The sequence below is a fragment of the Pseudomonas sp. SDO5591_S426 genome (assembly GCF_054070755.1).
The window spans coordinates 1-18,502 of record NZ_JBSVXD010000116.1 but is presented as its reverse complement, the minus strand read 5'-3'; the positions used below and the strand labels follow the sequence as shown (position 1 = coordinate 18,502).

Here is an 18,502-nt window from a genome sequence, read left to right as displayed (position 1 = left end):
GGGATCGCATTCCAATGGAGCTGCCGCAGGCTGCGATCTTTTGACTTTGCCTTTGTCTGAAGTACGCTGCACACCAAATTGACAGGTACTTCCACTCCCATGCTCTTCCTGATCGCCTACATCAGCAGCGTCGTGCTGATCAACTTCGCCTTTTCCACTGCCCCGCACCTGGACATCATCTGGTCGGCCTGGGGTGGGTTGGTGTTCATCCTGCGCGACATGGTGCAAACCCGTTTTGGCCACGGTGCGATTGCGGCGATGCTGGCGGCGCTGGTGCTGTCTTATGTTACGTCTGATCCGTCCATCGCCCTGGCCAGCGCCACGGCGTTCGCGGTGTCCGAGTGCATCGACTGGCTGGTGTTCAGCATCACCAAGCGTCCGCTGCACGACCGCCTGTGGATAAGTTCGGCCCTGAGCATTCCCCTCGATACCTTTATCTTTTTCGGCATGATCGATGCGCTGACGCCGGGCGTGATCCTCACCGCTCTGGGCTCGAAGTTCGCCGGTGTGACCGCCGTATGGCTGATCATGGCCTGGCGCCTGCGCAAACAGGCTGTCGTCGGCTGAAGTTCATGTAAAATGCCGCGCTTTCTCCCCATGGGAAGCGTGCTTCCCTCGATGATCCGCTCCTTGAGGACCTTCAGATGACCCGTATCGGAACCCCATTGTCGCCGACCGCGACCCGCGTATTGATGTGTGGCTGTGGCGAGTTGGGCAAGGAAGTGGTGATCGAGCTGCAACGCCTGGGCGTTGAAGTGATTGCCGTGGACCGCTACGCCAACGCGCCGGCCATGCAGGTGGCGCACCGCAGCCACGTGATCAACATGCTCGACGGCGCGGCCCTGCGTGCCGTGATCGAAGCCGAGAAGCCGCACTTCATCGTGCCGGAAATCGAAGCCATCGCCACCGCAACTCTCGTGGAGCTGGAAGCCGAAGGCTTCACCGTGATCCCGACTGCCCGCGCCACGCAGTTGACCATGAACCGCGAAGGCATCCGTCGCCTGGCCGCCGAAGAGCTGGACCTGCCGACCTCGCCGTACCACTTCGCCGACACCTTCGAGGATTACAGCAAAGCCGTCGAAGACCTCGGCTTCCCATGCGTGGTCAAGCCAGTCATGAGTTCGTCGGGCAAGGGCCAGAGCCTGCTGCGCAGCTTTGAAGACGTGAAGACAGCCTGGGACTACGCACAAGAAGGTGGTCGCGCTGGCAAAGGTCGCGTGATCATTGAAGGCTTCATCGATTTCGACTACGAAATCACCCTGCTGACCGTGCGTCACATCGGCGGCACTACGTTCTGTGCGCCGGTCGGTCACCGTCAGGAGAAGGGCGACTACCAGGAATCCTGGCAGCCGCAAGCCATGAGCCCGGTTGCCCTGGCTGAGTCCGAGCGTGTTGCCAAAGCCGTGACCGAGGCCTTGGGTGGCCGTGGTCTGTTCGGCGTTGAGTTGTTCATCAAGGGTGATCAGGTGTGGTTCAGCGAAGTCTCGCCGCGCCCGCACGACACCGGTCTGGTGACGCTGATTTCCCAGGACCTGTCGCAGTTCGCTTTGCACGCCCGCGCGATTCTGGGTCTGCCGATTCCGTTGATCCGTCAGTTCGGGCCATCGGCCTCGGCGGTGATCCTGGTGGAAGGGCAGTCGACCCAGACTGCTTTCGCCAATCTGGGCGCCGCGTTGAGCGAGCCGGATACCGCGCTGCGTCTGTTCGGCAAGCCTGAAGTCAACGGCCAGCGCCGCATGGGCGTGGCACTGGCGCGCGACGAATCGATCGAAGCCGCCCGCGCCAAGGCGACCCGTGCTTCGCAGGCGGTAGTCGTCGAGCTGTAAAAACTGCTTGGACCGCACCACAACACCTGTGGGAGCGGGCTTGCCCGCGATGGCGTCAGAACATCAAACATTGATGTTGACTGAACCATCGCTATCGCGGGCAAGCACGCTCCCACAGGGTCGGTGCCAGGCACTAGGTCGGAGTCGACCTATAATTTGTGCATGCGCAAGACCCTCTCATCAAAGCTTCAGGCCTGTACCCCATGAATTCGCAAAGCATCATCGTCCCGAAAATCTCCACGCTGCCGGTGCATGAGCCCCGGGCCCGGGCGATCGTGCGTTGGCTGGTGCGCAAGAACATCATCCAGGAAGAGCTGACCACCTGCGGTCGCACCGGCAATCGCATGGCCCATGCCATCGGCGACGGTGCCCGCGCGGTGGTCCTGCACCCGGAGGCCCTGCCGTTCGGCGAGCCGGTCAATGGCCTGGAGATCGTCACCAAGCGCTGCATCTATACGCCGGCCAAGGGCTTCCTTGAGGAAGCGGGTTGCGCCGAGTGCCGCAAGGAAATTGGCGAAGCCCTGTTCGAAAGCCTGGAAGACTGGATGCCGGGGCGCACCGATAACTTCACTTGCCCGGAATGCGGGCATGAAGACGACATCAACGGTTTTCTGTTTTTGCAGGAATGCGGCTTCTCCAACCTCGGTTTCATCTTCAACAATTGGGCCGAAGCCGGGTTCAAACAGAGCTTTCTCGACGAATTTGCCGATTGGCTGGATCAGCCGGTCAGTTGGGTGAAAGTCGAACTCTAAACGCCCTATTCCCCTGTAGGAGCTGCCGCAGGCTGCGATCTTTTGATCTTGTTTTTTGAAAATCAAAGTCAAAAGATCGCAGCCTTCGGCAGCTCCTACGAAAAGCCCGAATCCCCGTATATCTGTAACATCGATAATAGACAGAGTTTTACATTGAACCCGAGGGGGTGTCTGACTATAATGGCGCGCTTCCATTTTCCCGCTCGGGAGCCCCCGCGATGCTGCGTATCAGCCAAGAAGCTCTGACATTCGACGACATTCTCCTAGTGCCCGGTTATTCCGAGGTGCTTCCTAACGAAGTCAGTCTCAAGACCCGCCTTACCCGTGGCATCGAACTGAATATTCCATTGGTTTCCGCCGCCATGGACACCGTCACTGAAGCCCGTCTGGCAATCGCCATGGCTCAGGAAGGTGGTATCGGCATTATCCACAAGAACATGACCATCGAGCAGCAAGCTGCCGAAGTCCGCAAGGTCAAGCGTTACGAAGCCGGTGTGGTCAAGGATCCGATCACCATCGACGCCGACGCTACCGTGCGCGAACTGTTCGAACTCACCCGCATGCACAACATCTCCGGCGTTCCGGTGCTGCACAATGGCGACCTGGTCGGCATTGTCACCTCCCGTGACGTGCGTTTCGAGAACCGTCTGGAAGCCACTGTCCGTGAAGTGATGACGCCTAAAGAGCGTCTGGTCACGGTCAAGGAAGGCGCCGACAAGAACGATGTGCGTGAGCTGCTGCACAAGCACCGCATCGAGCGCGTGCTGATCGTCGACGACAAATTCACCCTCAAGGGCATGATGACCGTCAACGACATCGAAAAAGCCAAGGCTTACCCGCTGGCCAGCAAGGACGATCAAGGTCGTCTGCGCGTTGGCGCTGCCGTCGGTACCGGTAAAGACACCGGTGACCGCGTTGCAGCCCTGGTCAATGCCGGCGTTGACGTGGTGGTGGTCGACACCGCTCACGGTCACTCCAAAGGCGTGATCGACCGCGTTCGCTGGGTCAAACAGAATTTCCCTGAAGTGCAGGTGATTGGCGGCAACATCGCCACCGGCGCAGCCGCCAAGGCCCTGGCCGAAGCTGGCGCTGACGCAGTCAAGGTCGGTATCGGCCCTGGCTCGATCTGCACCACCCGTATCGTCGCCGGTGTCGGCGTCCCGCAAATCAGTGCCATCGCCAACGTTGCCGCTGCCCTTGAAGGCACTGGCGTACCGTTGATCGCCGACGGCGGCATCCGTTTCTCCGGTGACCTCTCCAAGGCCATCGTGGCCGGTGCTTCCTGCGTGATGATGGGCTCGATGTTCGCCGGTACTGAAGAAGCGCCGGGCGAGATCGAACTGTTCCAGGGTCGTTCGTACAAGGCTTACCGCGGCATGGGTTCGCTGGGCGCCATGTCCCAGGCTCAAGGTTCCTCCGACCGTTACTTCCAGGATTCCTCGGCAGGCGCCGAGAAGCTGGTTCCGGAAGGCATCGAAGGGCGTGTTCCGTACAAGGGCACCCTGAGCGCGATCATCCACCAACTGATGGGCGGCCTGCGTTCCTCGATGGGCTACACCGGCAGCGCCGACATCGAAGAAATGCGCACCAAGCCTGAGTTCGTGCGGATCACCGGCGCTGGCATGGCCGAGTCCCACGTACACGACGTGCAGATCACCAAAGAAGCGCCAAACTACCGCGTAGGTTGAGCCTTCAAGCAACAAGCTAAGCAACCGGGGCTGTTTTATTCAGCCCCGAGTTGTTTCTGAATCACGACTGTTTCCGAATTTTTTAGACGAGACTGAATCATGGCCCTCGACATTCACGCCCACCGCATCCTGATCCTCGACTTCGGTTCCCAGTACACCCAGCTGATCGCCCGCCGCGTGCGTGAAATCGGCGTGTATTGCGAACTGCACCCGTTCGACATGGACGAAGATGCGATCCGCGAATTCGCTCCTAAAGGCGTCATCCTCGCCGGCGGCCCAGAATCTGTTCACGAAGCCAACAGCCCTCGCTGCCCGCAAGCAGTCTTTGACCTGGGCGTACCGGTCTTCGGTATCTGCTACGGCATGCAGACCATGGCCGAGCAGTTGGGCGGCAAGGTTGAAGGTTCCGAGCTGCGTGAGTTCGGTTATGCCCGCGTAGACGTGGTCGGCAAGAGCCGCCTGCTCGACGGCATCGAAGACCACATCGACGCCGATGGCCTGTTCGGCCTCGACGTGTGGATGAGCCACGGTGACAAAGTCACCAAGATGCCGGAAGACTTCCACATCCTGGCCAGCACCCCGAGCTGCCCGATCGCTGGCATGTTCAGCGACGAGCGTCGTTACTACGGCGTGCAGTTCCACCCGGAAGTGACCCACACCAAGCAGGGCGGTCGCATCCTGTCACGCTTCATCCTCGACATCTGCGAGTGTGAAGCCCTGTGGACCCCGTCGAAAATCGCTGAAGACGCCATCGCCCAGGTTCGCGCCCAAGTCGGTACCGACAACGTCCTGCTCGGCCTGTCCGGCGGTGTTGACTCGTCCGTGGTTGCTGCGCTGCTGCACAAAGCCATCGGCGACCAGCTGACTTGCGTGTTCGTCGACAACGGCCTGCTGCGTCTGCACGAAGGCGAGCAAGTGATGGCCATGTTCGCCGAGAACATGGGCGTCAAGGTAATCCGCGCCAACGCCGAAGAGCAGTTCCTCAACAACCTGGCCGGCGAAGCCGACCCGGAGAAGAAGCGCAAGATCATCGGCCGCACCTTCATCGACGTGTTCGATGCCCAGTCCAACAAACTGGACAACATCAAGTACCTCGCCCAAGGCACCATCTACCCGGACGTGATCGAGTCGGCTGGCGCGAAAAGCGGCAAGGCCCACGTGATCAAGTCGCACCACAACGTGGGCGGCCTGCCGGAAGAGATGAACCTGAAACTGGTCGAGCCACTGCGCGAACTGTTCAAGGACGAAGTCCGTCGTCTGGGCCTGGAACTGGGCCTGCCGTACGACATGGTCTACCGCCACCCGTTCCCGGGCCCGGGCCTGGGCGTGCGGATCCTCGGTGAAGTGAAGAAGGAATACGCCGACCTGCTGCGTCGCGCCGACCACATCTTCATCGAAGAACTGCGCAAAGCCGACTGGTACCACAAAGTCAGCCAGGCATTCGTGGTGTTCCAGCCAGTGAAATCGGTTGGCGTTGTTGGCGATGGCCGTCGTTACGCCTGGGTCGTGGCCCTGCGTGCCGTAGAAACCATCGACTTCATGACCGCGCGTTGGGCACACCTGCCTTACGAACTGCTGGAAACCGTTTCCGGCCGCATCATCAATGAAATCGAAGGCATCTCCCGCGTCACCTACGACGTGTCGAGCAAGCCGCCAGCGACCATTGAGTGGGAATGATCCCGCGCCAGTCTTGAGCGTTTGAAGGCTGGAACGACAAAAGCCGTGTGAAATCCGATTTCACACGGCTTTTTTGTGCGCGGGTTACAGCGGTTTCGACCAGCCGGCCAGCGTCAGGCCCATGTCGTCCAGCGCCTGTAGCAGCGCTTTCATGCTGCCATAGCGTTTTCCGCTTACCGAAGGCCAGCTCGGGCGTTCGATGTAGTAGCGGCCGTTCGCGCTTTCGATGATCGTGCGCACGAGCGCATTGCTGCGGCTGCGATGAACCAGAAAGGTCATGTTGGGTTGCAGTTTCAAGGTGTACATCCCTTGCCGAGACAAGAGTGCTTCGATCTCCGGCATGGTCTGTGCCGTCCATGGTGTTTCGATGCGCAGGCGTAAATCACCTCTGGCCAGCGCGCTGCGGTCAAAAGCGCTGCCACCCAAGGGCAGGATTTTGCCGGGATCAGGTTCGATGCCTGGGGAAATCCCTTCGGCAACGTCTTCAACGCGAATGCCGATGGCTTCCTCCAGTTCACTGACCCCCGCCACCCCCTCAAAGGTGTTGGAGTGGGAGTTGCCCATCAGTGCCACCCATTTATGCGCGCCACGCATCGCCTGGTCGCTGCGAATGATCGAGCGGGCGAAGTAGTTCATCATTTTTTGCCGTGCTGTTTCCTCGATGGCAGGCTCCAGCGACCCGATTTGTTCCATTCCGTTGAGCCGGTAGCTGGCCATGCAATCAATCGCCTGCACGCGGATCTTGAAATTGCGGGCCTGCTTGACCAGTTGCAGAAAGGTATCGCGACCCAGCGGGTCGGTCATGTTGCCGACATCGAGTGCATCGAGATAATTCTCCAGGTCTTTATCCATCGCGCCTGTTTCGAAAAACGCGTCCAGGGCCGTCTGATGGAAGTCAGTCAGCAGATGTTCCATGTACAGCGTCTTCACGTTTCTATTGGCCAACAGCTCCATGTTTTCGATCAGCCACTGTTTGCTGCCAATGGCGTCATGGCTTTCACCGATGATCAGGCCTCGGGCATGCTCGAAAATTTTCTCGATGATCTCTTCGGCACTGGCGTCAGGATTGAAGGCCGGAATCGGCGGGCGCCCGGGTAATTGCAGTTCGGCGTAAAAGCGTAAAGCGTCGCGATACAGGCGTTTCCTGATCTTCTTGAAATCCCGGTAAGCGTCGTGCTCGTTGAGGCTGTCATAGACGTCTCGCAACGAATCGTCGTCCTGGCCGATCGCACCTTCCTTCAACTCGGCCTTCAAGTTCTCGGGTATGTCGTACTCCGAGGCGGGCAGGTGCAACGGCGGAGTCTTGCCACCGCCGGCGAGTCCGCCGCGCGGCAGCGTTTCCCATTCACCTTCAGCGTTGAGACGCACGGGAATCGAGTCGGAGAAGCCGTGGGGATTTTCCGGGTCGATGATCGCCCAATGCCCGCCGCCGTCAATGTCGGCCTCCCAGCGAACGTAGTACGCAGTATGGTCCAGCAGGATGGCGGTGGAAGGGTTCGAGTTGAGTCGATAGATGCCCTGGAATTTTCCCGGTTCATCGCCAAATGTTTCACCTTCAAGCAACTCATTGGCTTGCCAATTGGCCGGGATGGTCGGTCGCTGGCTTGCCTGCGCAAGGTCTGGAAGTGCCGGCCAGCCCATTGGTTGCATGCCTCTGGCGATGAGGGCCTGTTTCAGTTCTTCGAGGTTATCCACCGTCATGGAGTCGTAGGCTGGCCCGAGCGGAGTATCCAGATTGATCCTTCCTCCGGGCGTCGAGCGGATGACACTGTCGGCCATTCGCAGATCGGCGTTGCGATACACCACCAGCACGCTGCTCCGGTAGCGCTGAAAGGTGAACATGCCCGGCTCAGGTAACAGCGCTCGCAGGTCTTGTGGTGTTCTGTAAGCCCACGGGGTTTCCATTTGCACACGCCAATCGCCTTTGATCAGCGCCTGGATGCTGTCGGGGTCGGTCATACCTGTTGCTTCATAAACTGGGGAGTCCGGATAGTCTGCAAACTCCACCGCCAACCCGGGATCGGAGCTGATAGGGAGTGCGCTTCCTGGGGCTACGTCATCCATACGTACACTCAGAGCATTGGTCTGGTCGCCGATGCCTCGGTAGCCTCTGAATGCCGTCATGTTTTCTTGATTGACCAAGGCAACCCATTTGGCCGACCCCTTCAATTCCTCATTGAAGTTGATCACCTCACTGGCAAAAAAACTTCGTGCCATCTGGTTATGCGGTTCCGGGTCGAACGGGTCATCATTGACGTTGTAGGTTGTAGACATGTCGATGGCCTGCACCCGCACGCGCTGGGCATTGGCCGCTTTCACCAGCTCCATGAGGTTGAATTTGCCGTCTGGATCGTTGCCGGCCCTCAAATCAAGTTTCTTCAGGTAGTTTCCCAGTTCTTCGGACATTTCTCCGGTGCGTGCAAAGCTGTCCAGGTCGAGCTGATTGACGTTTGCGAGCAGCTCTTGCACGTATAGCGTCTTCACTCCGCGCCGAGCCAGTTCGGGCATGTTTTTGATCAGGAATTGTTTACTGCCGACACAGCCGCGGCTCTCGCCGAAGATCAGCCCCGGCTTGTTTGTGAATGCAGTTTCGAACAATTCTGCCGGAGCTTCGATCAGTTCGGTAGAAGGTCTCGGGAGAGCAGGCACCGGTGGATGAAGTTCGTAGTACGCGCTCGCATCGCTGATCAGGATTCTGCGAGGTTCATCCTGAGCCAGGTCGAACTCGCTCACAGACGCGGTTCCCCCTGATTCGGTCGCAAACAGGGTGCGTACCTCGGGTCCACCGAGTGCCCAATCCCTCATTTCCGGGTCATCAAGCCCCGGTACATGAATGCCTTGCGATCGTGCCCACTCTTCGACGACGGGCGCGCTCGTTGCGCTCGCATCAACAACTGACGGCACGTCCATGCCGCCCTGCAAGCCCAGGCGAGGAATGACTTCCCACTTGCCTTCGGCGCTCAATCGCACGGGAATCGAACCCGTAAAGGCGTTGGGGTTGGCCGGGTCGATGATTGCCCAGTTCCCACGGCCGTTGAGGTCGCTTTCGTAGCGCACGAAATATGCGCTGTCGTTGAGCGTGATCGCCGTCGAAGGGTTTGAGGCGAGTTGGTGAATACCCCGGAATTTACCGGGCTCACGAACCAGCGAGTCGTCACTCAGCGATTGTTCGATTTTGAAGTTGTCCGGCACGGAGTGGGTAACGTCTTTGGGCAGTCCGGATGCGATCTGTGTTTCCTCAACAGTTACTTCGGTTGCAGCTCCAGTGCCTTCGCCCGATTGCGTCGACTCAATCAGATCGGCCATCTCCTTGGCTTCGGCCGCTTCAATCTGCGGGCCAACTTCCTCCAGCGATCCCGGACCCTTGAGGACGAGAAGGTTGAACAGCAAATCGATGCCGCTAAGAACGGCACCCAGAATTCCGGCTTTGCGTTCTGCCGCGGTTTTGGCGTTCACCGCCTGATCAATGTTCAGACCAATACTGGCGATGCTGGCGCCGATCACGGGTAGTGCGACCGGCCAGCCGACAACCGCCATCGGGCCGAAGACTTTCACACCGGCGCTGAGGTAACCGAGCCAGAGTTTTTTGCGCAGATCGCCATTGGACGTCAGCGAGAGCTCGGCCTCGGCGAACATCGCATCCTTGGTTGAGTCGCGCAGCCAGCTGAAGGCGTCACCGGTGATGACCTGGTTTTTCTGGTTGATCAGGTGATGGTCGTACTTGCTCCAGGTGCTGACCAGGCGATTCAGGAGGACGGCGAAGTTCTCGTCGATTTCTTGCCGGTCGGCCTGGGAGAAATGCGTCATGAACGGTCGACGCCGTTCTGTCTTGTTCATTTGCAACAACATCCAGAAGTGCATGTCCGTCGCGGTTTCCAGCACTTTGAACGCTTCGACTTCACCGGGTAGGTAGACAATTTGCCGGCCTTTGGGGGCGACAAAGCGAAGCGCGCTGATGGCGACGTAACCCGCGACATCGAGGGTGCGAACACTGCCGGTGCAGGGGTGCTGCGATTGCAGCATTTGCAGGCTGACAGGCCAGGTGAGCGAGCCGATCGCGGCTTGGGTAAGGAACTGGAAATCCTCATCACTCAACAGCCGCTTGTCCCGCGCCTGCACGGCCTTGATGAGGAAATTGCACTTGGCCAACGTGCGGAAATCGCTGCCGGATTTGTCCCAGAAACGCGTCAGCCGCTCGTTGTACAGCGAACTGAAATTGATACTCCAGAAGTACTTCAGTACCTCGTTGCCATGCAGGCGCACTTCGTTGGTTTCATTGTAGGTATCGGCGTGGGGGCCAACGGTATAGAAACCGCCATACACGTCGAGCAAATCGGCGTTGTCCTGGTCGGCGACACGAAAGCGGTGGATCACCAATTGCGTCAGGGTCATGGTGGAGGTTGGCGTGGCGTGGACATGTTCCCAGCCGGTAAAGGCTTTCGAGCTGCTTTGCGCGGCGTCGAAGCGGTGGAAGTAGATCTTGTCGGGATCCAGTCCGGTGATGGCGTACTTCTTGAGCAAATCTGCGGCGACCTCGTGAGCGGTGTCTTGCAGGCTGGGGCAGGTCTGAATGATGGTGGTGGCAATCGCCTTGAGTGCGGCCTTATCGGCAGCGTTGGGTAGCGGGCGGGTTTCTGTCGAGTCCATTGCACTCTCTTTCCTTGAGAATTCGAATGTCGAGCATGCTTCGCTCGTTAAATCGAAGTGCACTACATAGTTATGCTTTTTCTCGGTCGAAATCGTGTAGGGCCCAGGGCCAACTGCGTCCATCCGCCGCGCTGCCCTTACTGTTTCGCAGTTGCAGGTGTATCGTATTCGCCTTTTTCAGGCCTTCGTGCCTGTCGCTGATTCGTGAGGTAGTTGAGTTCATGTCCTTTACCCGTCGCCAAATTCTCGGTGGCCTGGCCGGTCTTGTTGTCGTGGGTGTCGGCGCGGGTGGCGCGTCGCGATACTGGCTGGGCAAGCGGGCCGACGCCGAAGCGGGCCACGACTATGAGCTGATCGCGGCGCCGCTGGATGTCGAGCTGGTGGTGGGGCACAAGACCCCGGCCTGGGCGTTCGGCCCATCGGCGCCGGGCACCGAGTTGCGGGTGCGCCAGGGCGAATGGCTGCGGGTGCGTTTCATCAACCACCTGCCGGTCGCCACGACCATTCACTGGCACGGCATTCGTTTGCCGCTGGAAATGGATGGCGTGCCTTACGTGTCGCAACTTCCGGTGCTGCCGGGGGAATATTTCGACTACAAATTCCGTGTGCCGGACGCCGGCAGCTACTGGTATCACCCACATGTGAACAGCAGCGAGGAACTAGGTCGTGGCCTCGTCGGACCGTTGATTGTCGAAGAACGCGAACCAACCGGTTTCAAATACGAAAAGACCCTGAGCCTGAAAAACTGGCACATCGATGAACAGGGTAGCTTCGTCGAATTCAGCATTCCCCGTGAAGCGGCCCGTGGTGGCACGGCGGGGCGCCTGTCGACCATCAACGGAGTGCCGCTGCCGGTCATCGACCTGCCTGCCGGGCAGATCACTCGGGTACGGCTGCTGAACCTCGACAACACCCTGACCTATCGTCTGAACATTCCCGGTGTCGAGGCGCAGATCTATGCGCTGGACGGCAACCCGGTAGAACCGCGCCCGATGGGCAAGGAATACTGGCTCGGCCCCGGCATGCGCATTTGCCTGGCGATCAAGGCCCCGGCGGCCGGTGAAGAGTTGTCCTTGCGCAACGGTCCGGTACGCCTGGGGACGTTCCGTTCGGTGGCCAATACCGATGCGCCAAACGAATGGCCACCCGCGCTGCCCGCCAACCCGGTGGCCGAACCGGACCTGGCCAACGCCGAGAAACTCAACTTCAATTTCGAATGGGTCGGCTCGGTGTCGGTCAATGTCGAAAACGGCAAGCCGCCCAGCCTGTGGCAGATCAACGGCAAGGCCTGGGACATCACCGACAAGACCTGCGCCGATCGGCCGATTGCCAAGCTCGAAAAGGGCAAGAGCTACATTTTCGAATTGAAGAACATGACTCAGTATCAACACCCGATTCACCTGCACGGCATGAGCTTCAAGGTCATTGCCTCGAATCGGCACAAAGTCATTCCGTATTTCACCGACACCTATCTGCTGGGCAAGAACGAGCGCGCGCAAGTGGCGCTGGTGGCGGATAACCCCGGCGTGTGGATGTTTCACTGCCACGTGATCGATCACATGGAAACCGGCCTGATGGCCGCTATCGAGGTGGCGTGATGCGTCAGATTCGTCCCGCCGCGATCATCGACCGCAGCCGTGACCAAGACTTCATGCGTGAAGCGCTGGCACTGGCGGCCCAAGGCGCGGCCCTCGGCGAAGTGCCGGTGGGCGCGGTGCTGGTGCAGGACGGTGAAATCATCGGTCGCGGCTTCAATTGCCCGATCAGCGGCAACGACCCGAGCGCCCATGCCGAGATGGTCGCCATCCGCGCCGCCGCCCAGGCCGTCAGCAACTATCGTCTGACGGGCAGTACGCTGTACGTCACGCTGGAGCCGTGCAGCATGTGCGCCGGGCTGATCGTGCATTCGCGGATCGCGCGCGTGGTGTATGGCGCGCTGGAGCCGAAAGCGGGGATTGTGCAGAGCCAGGGACAGTTTTTTACCCAGGGCTTTTTGAATCACCGGGTGTTGTATGAGGGTGGGGTGTTGGCGGAGGAGTGTGGGGCTGTTCTGAGCGAGTTCTTCAAGGCCCGGCGCGCCAAAGCATCAGACTAAAAAAACAACACCAAACCCTGTGGGAGCTGGCTTGCCAGCGATGGCATCGGCACATCAAACATTGATGCCGACTGAACCACCGCTATCGCTGGCAAGCCAGCTCCCACAGGTTTTTGCTGTGTTCGGAAAAGATGGGTTACTTCTTCGCGACGATAACAGCCCGCATCGGCGCCGGTAGCCCTTCAATCGTCTTGCTGTGATCCTCGGGATCAAGGAAGTCACTCAGCGACTGATACTTCATCCACTCCGTCCCGCGCTGTTCCTCGACGGTGGTTGTGCTCACATCCACACACTTCACGTCCGTGAAACCGGCACGCCGCAACCACAATTCCAGCGCTGGCACCGATGGCAGGAACCACACGTTACGCATCTGCGCGTAACGGTCTTCCGGCACCAGCACCTGATGCTTGTCACCTTCAACCACCAGGGTTTCCAGCACCAGTTCACCGCCCTTGACCAGGCAATCCTTCAGCGCCAGTAAATGCTCGATCGGCGAGCGACGGTGGTAGAACACGCCCATGGAGAACACCGTGTCGAAACCTTCGAGTTCCGGCGGCAGGTCTTCGAAGGGGAAGGGCAGGTGCCAGGCATTCGGCTCGGACAGGTAACGTTGCACCGCCTGGAACTGGCAGAAGAACAGCCAGTTCGGGTCGACACCGATCACGCTGTCGGCACCGGCGCCGAGCATGCGCCACATGTAATAACCGTTGCCGCAGCCGACATCGAGAATGCGTTTGCCCTTGAGGTCCAGATGCGGCGATACCCGCGACCATTTCCAGTCCGAGCGCCATTCGGTGTCGACGTGCACACCAAACAGGTCGAACGGCCCTTTGCGCCATGGCGACAGGCCCATCAACGCGGTGCGCATTTGCGCGCGGGTTGCGTCGTCGCAATCGGTGTCGAGCTTCAAGCCGTTGAGCAAATCGACTTCACTCGGCTGGATCTTCGGCAGGGCGTCCAGCGCGCTTTGCCAGCGCTCAAGGTCGCCGTGACCCTTTTCCATTTTCTTGTCGAGTTGCGCTTGCAGGGTGTTGGCCCAGTCGGCCAGTGGCGTGCCGGCCAGACGGCGGGCGAGGGGAGACAGATCAATCATGGCAAGGCAATCAACGAGGCAAAGTTAAGACACTGGAACCACGGCACGACTTTCGAGAACCCGGCCGCCAGCAGGCGCTCGCGGTGTTCTTCGAGGCTGTCGGGCTTCATGACGTTTTCGATGGCGCTGCGCTTCTGGGCAATTTCCAGTTCGCTGTAGCCGTTGGCGCGTTTGAAGGCGATGTGCAGGTCGGTGAGCAGCGCGTGCTCCTGCTCGTCTTCAAAACGCAGTTTTTCCGAGAGGATCAGCGCACCGCCGGGCAACAGCGACTGACGGATGCGCGACAGCAATGCGGTGCGCTGGTCCGGGGCGATGAATTGCAGGGTGAAGTTCAGCGCGACCACCGAGGCAGGTTTGAATTCGAGGGCGAGGATGTCGCCTTCGATCACTTCCACCGGCAGCAACTCCTGGAACATCGAATCCTGACCGTTGAGGTACTCGCGGCAGCGTTCGACCATCGCGGCCGAGTTATCCACAGCGATAACGCGGCAACCGTCGGTGCGCACGTGGCGGCGCAGGGCCTGGGTCACGGCGCCCAGCGACGAGCCCAGGTCGTACAGCACGCTATTGGGCTGGGCGAACTGCGCGGCGAGCACGCCGAGGTTTTCCACGATGGTCGGATAGCCCGGCACCGAGCGCTTGATCATGTCCGGGAACACCCGCACCACGTCCTCGTTAAAGGCGAAGTCAGGCACCTGGGCCAAAGGCTGGGCGAAAAGGCGATCGGATTCTTTGCTCACGGCGGTTCCAGCGGTGTAGGTGGAAAAGGCCGGCATTTTAGCCAAGTTGGCGCGGGGATGCGCGGGTTGTCTGATAAAGCGCCAAATCAAAAGATCGCAGCCTTCGGCAGCTCCTACATTGGAATGCATTCCTCCTGTAGGAGCTGCCGCAGGCTGCGATCTTTTAATCGGCGTAACGCGGTTTCTGACCAAATGCCGAAGCGGTGATACCCCACTGCCCCAACCAGTAACTGAGGATGATCACATAGGGCGCCGCATCAAACGGCATCACAAACCGGCTGATGCCAATCACGCTATCCGAGAACACAAACGCCACCGCACCACCCGCCGCCAACAGCGCCGAACGCTTGGGTACATCTGTGCCGAGCCGGGCCAGTGCGCGCCAGAGCATGGCGCTGATGGCCAGGCCGTAGACGATCACCGGAACCAGCAATGTCCCTAGACCATGGGAAATCAGAATTCCCAACAGAACCGCGCCGACACCGAGGGCAATAATCAGCGGCAGCAAGGCCAGACGCCGGCAGTCACTCAAATAGGCTTTCAGATAAGCAAGATGAGCGACCAGAAACGCGCCCAGGCCAAACACAAACAAATCCCCCGGCCACGCCAGCAACACATCGCCGAGCAGGGAAAAGATCAAGCCCAGGCTGATCCAGCGCCGGTATTCGCTGGGTGGTGCGTCGTGCAGCCAGCCGAGCAGGGCCAGTACGGGCAGCGGTTTGACCAGCAGGCAGAGCAGCGAAGCATGCACGCTCAGGCCATAGAGAAACGTCACCGCGCCCATCAGCGCCAGAATCAGCCAGCCCACGGTCAGTTCACCGAGATTGCGCAGTCGAACGAATCAACCGGCAGCACTTCCGGGGCCCATGGTTGTTGTGAGGTCAGGCGCAAGCGCCCGGTGCCGGGGGCGAAGGCCTGGAAGCGCCAGGTCGATACGCCGGCGGCGCCGACGATACCGGCATCTTCCGGGTTGCGATAAACCTCTGGACCCAACGCGTGCAACACGCCACCGGCCGAATCCTGGATAGACCAGCGATAACCCGTGGTCGGGTTGCTCGGCAGGGTCAGGATCAGGTTTTGTCCGCTGGTGAGTTTCACCGGGCATTCGCTTTGTTTTTCCACGGTCACGTTGTGTTTCGGTTGCGTGGCGCATCCGGCCAGCAAGGCGAGGGCGAGGGGGACAAACAGGCGAGTGGGGGACATAAGGTCAGTGGCTCCGGCGTTCACGACGAACGGCGAGCATAACCGAGATGAGACAAATTGTGACAGCCACCGAAGGAGGCGGTGGCAGGGCTGACGCCATCGCTGGCAAGCCAGCTCCCACAGTGGGCGGCGGTGTTCACAATATTTGTGTCCACCACAAAAACCTGTGGGAGCTGGCTTGCCAGCGATAGCGACGGGACAGGCGCTACAGGAACATCAGAAAAGCACCTTCGCCACATCCGTAAACCGCTTGGCAAAGTGCGCGGTAATCCCTTCCTTCAGATACTCCGGCAGTTCCTCGAAATTCCCCCGGTTGGCTTCCGGCAAGATCAGCTCGAAAATCTTCTGCCGCCGCGCCGCAATCACCTTTTCACGCACCCCGCCAATCGGCAGTACGTGCCCGGTCAACGTCAGTTCGCCGGTCATGGCCACGCCTTTTTTCGGCGCCTGATTGCGCGCTAGCGAGAGCAGGGCACTGGCCATGGTTACGCCAGCGCTTGGGCCGTCCTTCGGTGTCGCACCTTCCGGGACGTGCAGGTGTACGAAAGCTTCGTCGAAGAATTTCGGATCTCCACCGAACGACTTCAGGTTGGAACTGACGTAGCTGTAGGCGATCTCCGCGGACTCTTTCATCACATCGCCCAATTGCCCGGTGAGCTTGAACCCACGGTTCAGGGTATGGATGCGCGTCGCTTCAATCGGCAATGTCGCGCCGCCCATGCTGGTCCAAGCCAGCCCGGTGATCACGCCGGTGCCCGACAGCACTTGCTCGTTGCGGAACACCGGTTTACCCAGCGAGGTTTCCAGGTCTTTCGGGCCGAGCTTGATCACCGCTTTCGGTTCGTCGAGCAGCTTCATCACCGCTTTGCGTACCAGTTTGCCCAGGTTTTTCTCCAACTGACGCACGCCGGCTTCACGGGCGTAGCCGTCGATCAGCGCCTTGAGCGCGTTGTCGCTGATGGTCAGGCTGCCTTTCGATACACCTGCTTTTTCAAGTTGCTTGGGCCACAGGTGACGCTTGGCGATGGCGACTTTTTCTTCGGTGATGTAGCCCGACAGGCGAATCACTTCCATCCGGTCCAGCAGCGGGCCGGGAATCGAATCCAGGGTGTTGGCGGTGCAGATGAACAGCACTTTCGACAGGTCCATGCGCAAGTCGAGATAGTGGTCGAGGAATTCGACGTTCTGCTCCGGATCGAGGGTTTCCAGCAGCGCCGAGGCCGGGTCACCCTGGTAGCTTTGGCCCATCTTGTCGATTTCGTCGAGCATGATCACCGGGTTCATCACTTCGACGTCTTTCAACGCCTGCACCAGTTTGCCCGGTTGGGCGCCGATGTAGGTGCGGCGATGGCCCTTGATCTCGGCTTCGTCGCGCATGCCGCCGAGGCTGAAGCGGTAGAACGGCCGGCCGAGGGATTCGGCGATGGATTTGCCGACGCTGGTCTTGCCCACGCCCGGCGGGCCCACCAACAGCACGATAGAGCCGCTGATCTCGCCTTTATAGGCACCGACGGCGAGGAATTCGAGGATGCGGTCCTTGATGTCGTCGAGGCCGGCGTGGTGTTTGTCCAGCACCTTGCGTGCGTGCTTGAGGTCGAGTTTGTCGTCGCCGTACACGCCCCACGGCACCGAGGTCGCCCAGTCGATGTAATTGCGGGTGACCGCATACTCCGGCGAGCCGGTTTCGAGGATCGACAGCTTGTTCATTTCCTCTTCGAGGCGTTTTTGCACTTGCGCCGGCAGGACTTTGCCCACCAGCCGCTGTTCGAACTGTTCGAGGTCGGCGCTGCGGTCGTCCTTGGTCAGCCCCAGTTCCTGCTGGATGACCTTGAGTTGTTCCTTGAGGAAGAACTCGCGCTGATGCTCGCCGATCTTGCGGTTCACTTCCGCGGAAATCTCTTTTTGCAGGCGCGCGACTTCGACTTCCTTGCGCAGCATCGGCAGGACTTTTTCCATGCGCTTGAGCATCGGCACGCAGTCGAGCACTTCCTGCAATTCATTGCCGGTGGCCGAAGTGAGGGCGGCGGCGAAGTCGGTCAGCGGCGACGGATCGTTGGGGCTGAAGCGGTTGAGGTAATTCTTCAGCTCTTCGCTGTACAGCGGGTTGAGCGGCAGCAGTTCCTTGATCGCGTTGATCAGCGCCATGCCGTAGGCCTTGACCTCGTCGGTCGGTTCGGTGGGCTGGTGCGGGTATTCGACTTCCACCAGATACGGCGGGCGATGGTGCTTGAGCCAGGTGCGGATGCGAACGCGGGTCAGGCCCTGGGCGACGAATTGCAGTTTGCCGTTTTCGCGGCTGGCGTGGTGCACCTTGACCAGCGTGCCGTACAGCGGCAGGGCCGAGGTGTCGAAGTGGCGCGGATCTTCCTGGGGCGTGTCCATGTAGAACAGGGCCAGGGAGTGGTGATCGGATTTGGCGACCAGGTCGAGGGTCTCGGCCCAAGGCTCTTCATTGACGATGACCGGCAGCACCTGGGCCGGGAAGAACGGTCGATTGTGGATCGGGATGATGTAGACCTTGTCCGGCAGGTTCTGGCCGGGCAGGGCCAGGCCTTTGCCGGGGTTATGGTGCGGGGCGTTTTCCGGATCGGCGTATTCGCTCGGGTCTTCAGGGAATTCTTGCTGGTCGCTCATGGGGGCACCTGCGCAATGGGTATGGGTCTTAGATGGGGCAGGTTGGTGGTGGTTTCAATGATGCTTTGGGGTTAATGGGCAATTCGAAGGTGTGTTCAGCAGGGATTCAGGTTAGCTGGATTGTGGCGCGATGCATTCGTAGGAGCT

Annotated in this window: 13 protein-coding genes; 7 read left to right on the top strand and 6 right to left on the bottom strand. The window is 59.8% G+C overall.

The features are described from left to right. Positions 1–99: 99 nt before the first annotated feature. The 5 genes from ACW9JC_RS20420 to guaA all read left to right on the top strand — a co-directional run bounded on the left by ACW9JC_RS20420 (position 100) and on the right by guaA (position 5,943). Positions 100–567: a preQ0 transporter gene (locus ACW9JC_RS20420; RefSeq protein ID WP_457457167.1), complete on the top strand. Its 468-nt coding sequence runs from the start codon at positions 100–102 to the stop codon at positions 565–567. Between the two features lie 77 nt (positions 568–644). Beyond that, complete coding sequence (gene purT, locus ACW9JC_RS20415; protein WP_338584929.1) at positions 645–1,826, top strand: formate-dependent phosphoribosylglycinamide formyltransferase; 1,182 nt, start codon at positions 645–647, stop codon at positions 1,824–1,826. 203 nt (positions 1,827–2,029) lie between these two features. Continuing rightward, positions 2,030–2,578 (top strand): sugar ABC transporter ATPase, encoded by a 549-nt coding sequence (locus tag ACW9JC_RS20410; RefSeq protein ID WP_416129842.1) that lies wholly within the window; start codon positions 2,030–2,032, stop codon positions 2,576–2,578. 218 nt (positions 2,579–2,796) lie between these two features. Continuing rightward, positions 2,797–4,266: an IMP dehydrogenase gene (gene guaB / locus ACW9JC_RS20405; protein ID WP_056855201.1), complete on the top strand. Its 1,470-nt coding sequence runs from the start codon at positions 2,797–2,799 to the stop codon at positions 4,264–4,266. A gap of 99 nt (positions 4,267–4,365) precedes the next feature. After that, positions 4,366–5,943, top strand: coding sequence for a glutamine-hydrolyzing GMP synthase (gene guaA / locus ACW9JC_RS20400; protein WP_457457164.1), 1,578 nt, complete (start codon positions 4,366–4,368; stop codon positions 5,941–5,943). A gap of 84 nt (positions 5,944–6,027) precedes the next feature. On the opposite strand, the gene ACW9JC_RS20395 is transcribed toward guaA, so the two are convergent. Then, positions 6,028–10,590 (bottom strand): membrane-targeted effector domain-containing toxin, encoded by a 4,563-nt coding sequence (locus ACW9JC_RS20395; RefSeq protein ID WP_457457162.1) that lies wholly within the window; start codon positions 10,588–10,590, stop codon positions 6,028–6,030. Positions 10,591–10,811: 221 nt separating this feature from the next. Between ACW9JC_RS20395 and ACW9JC_RS20390 the strand changes: the two genes are divergently transcribed. Further along, positions 10,812–12,188, top strand: a complete 1,377-nt coding sequence (locus tag ACW9JC_RS20390; RefSeq protein ID WP_338584933.1) for a multicopper oxidase family protein — start codon at positions 10,812–10,814, stop codon at positions 12,186–12,188. Beyond that, positions 12,188–12,685, top strand: coding sequence for a tRNA adenosine(34) deaminase TadA (gene tadA, locus ACW9JC_RS20385; protein ID WP_338584934.1), 498 nt, complete (start codon positions 12,188–12,190; stop codon positions 12,683–12,685). Before ACW9JC_RS20390 ends, tadA begins: the two co-directional genes overlap by 1 nt. A 136-nt stretch (positions 12,686–12,821) precedes the next feature. On the opposite strand, the gene cmoB is transcribed toward tadA, so the two are convergent. The 5 genes from cmoB to lon form a co-directional block, all read right to left on the bottom strand. Further along, positions 12,822–13,778, bottom strand: coding sequence for a tRNA 5-methoxyuridine(34)/uridine 5-oxyacetic acid(34) synthase CmoB (gene cmoB, locus ACW9JC_RS20380; protein ID WP_457457159.1), 957 nt, complete (start codon positions 13,776–13,778; stop codon positions 12,822–12,824). Then, positions 13,775–14,554, bottom strand: a complete 780-nt coding sequence (cmoA, locus tag ACW9JC_RS20375; RefSeq protein ID WP_338584936.1) for a carboxy-S-adenosyl-L-methionine synthase CmoA — start codon at positions 14,552–14,554, stop codon at positions 13,775–13,777. The genes cmoB and cmoA overlap by 4 nt, the downstream gene beginning before the upstream one ends. 127 nt (positions 14,555–14,681) lie before the next feature. Next, positions 14,682–15,326: a lysoplasmalogenase gene (locus ACW9JC_RS20370; RefSeq protein WP_457457156.1), complete on the bottom strand. Its 645-nt coding sequence runs from the start codon at positions 15,324–15,326 to the stop codon at positions 14,682–14,684. 2 nt (positions 15,327–15,328) lie between these two features. Further along, the gene (locus ACW9JC_RS20365; protein ID WP_448106474.1) at positions 15,329–15,721 is read right to left on the bottom strand and encodes a protease inhibitor I42 family protein; all 393 of its coding nucleotides are present in this window, start codon (positions 15,719–15,721) and stop codon (positions 15,329–15,331) included. Between the two features lie 216 nt (positions 15,722–15,937). Next, positions 15,938–18,355 carry an endopeptidase La gene (lon, locus tag ACW9JC_RS20360; protein WP_457457154.1) on the bottom strand — a complete coding sequence of 806 codons (2,418 nt, stop codon included), beginning with the start codon at positions 18,353–18,355 and terminating at the stop codon, positions 15,938–15,940. Between the last annotated feature and the right edge of the window lie 147 nt (positions 18,356–18,502).

Coding starts and splice junctions, on each gene's coding strand:
- ACW9JC_RS20420 (WP_457457167.1), top strand. CDS start 100: ATGCTCTTCCTGATCGCCTACATCAGCAGCGTCGTGCTGATCAACTTC.
- purT (WP_338584929.1), top strand. CDS start 645: ATGACCCGTATCGGAACCCCATTGTCGCCGACCGCGACCCGCGTATTG.
- ACW9JC_RS20410 (WP_416129842.1), top strand. CDS start 2,030: ATGAATTCGCAAAGCATCATCGTCCCGAAAATCTCCACGCTGCCGGTG.
- guaB (WP_056855201.1), top strand. CDS start 2,797: ATGCTGCGTATCAGCCAAGAAGCTCTGACATTCGACGACATTCTCCTA.
- guaA (WP_457457164.1), top strand. CDS start 4,366: ATGGCCCTCGACATTCACGCCCACCGCATCCTGATCCTCGACTTCGGT.
- ACW9JC_RS20395 (WP_457457162.1), bottom strand. CDS start 10,590: ATGGACTCGACAGAAACCCGCCCGCTACCCAACGCTGCCGATAAGGCC.
- ACW9JC_RS20390 (WP_338584933.1), top strand. CDS start 10,812: ATGTCCTTTACCCGTCGCCAAATTCTCGGTGGCCTGGCCGGTCTTGTT.
- tadA (WP_338584934.1), top strand. CDS start 12,188: ATGCGTCAGATTCGTCCCGCCGCGATCATCGACCGCAGCCGTGACCAA.
- cmoB (WP_457457159.1), bottom strand. CDS start 13,778: ATGATTGATCTGTCTCCCCTCGCCCGCCGTCTGGCCGGCACGCCACTG.
- cmoA (WP_338584936.1), bottom strand. CDS start 14,554: ATGCCGGCCTTTTCCACCTACACCGCTGGAACCGCCGTGAGCAAAGAA.
- ACW9JC_RS20365 (WP_448106474.1), bottom strand. CDS start 15,721: ATGTCCCCCACTCGCCTGTTTGTCCCCCTCGCCCTCGCCTTGCTGGCC.
- lon (WP_457457154.1), bottom strand. CDS start 18,355: ATGAGCGACCAGCAAGAATTCCCTGAAGACCCGAGCGAATACGCCGAT.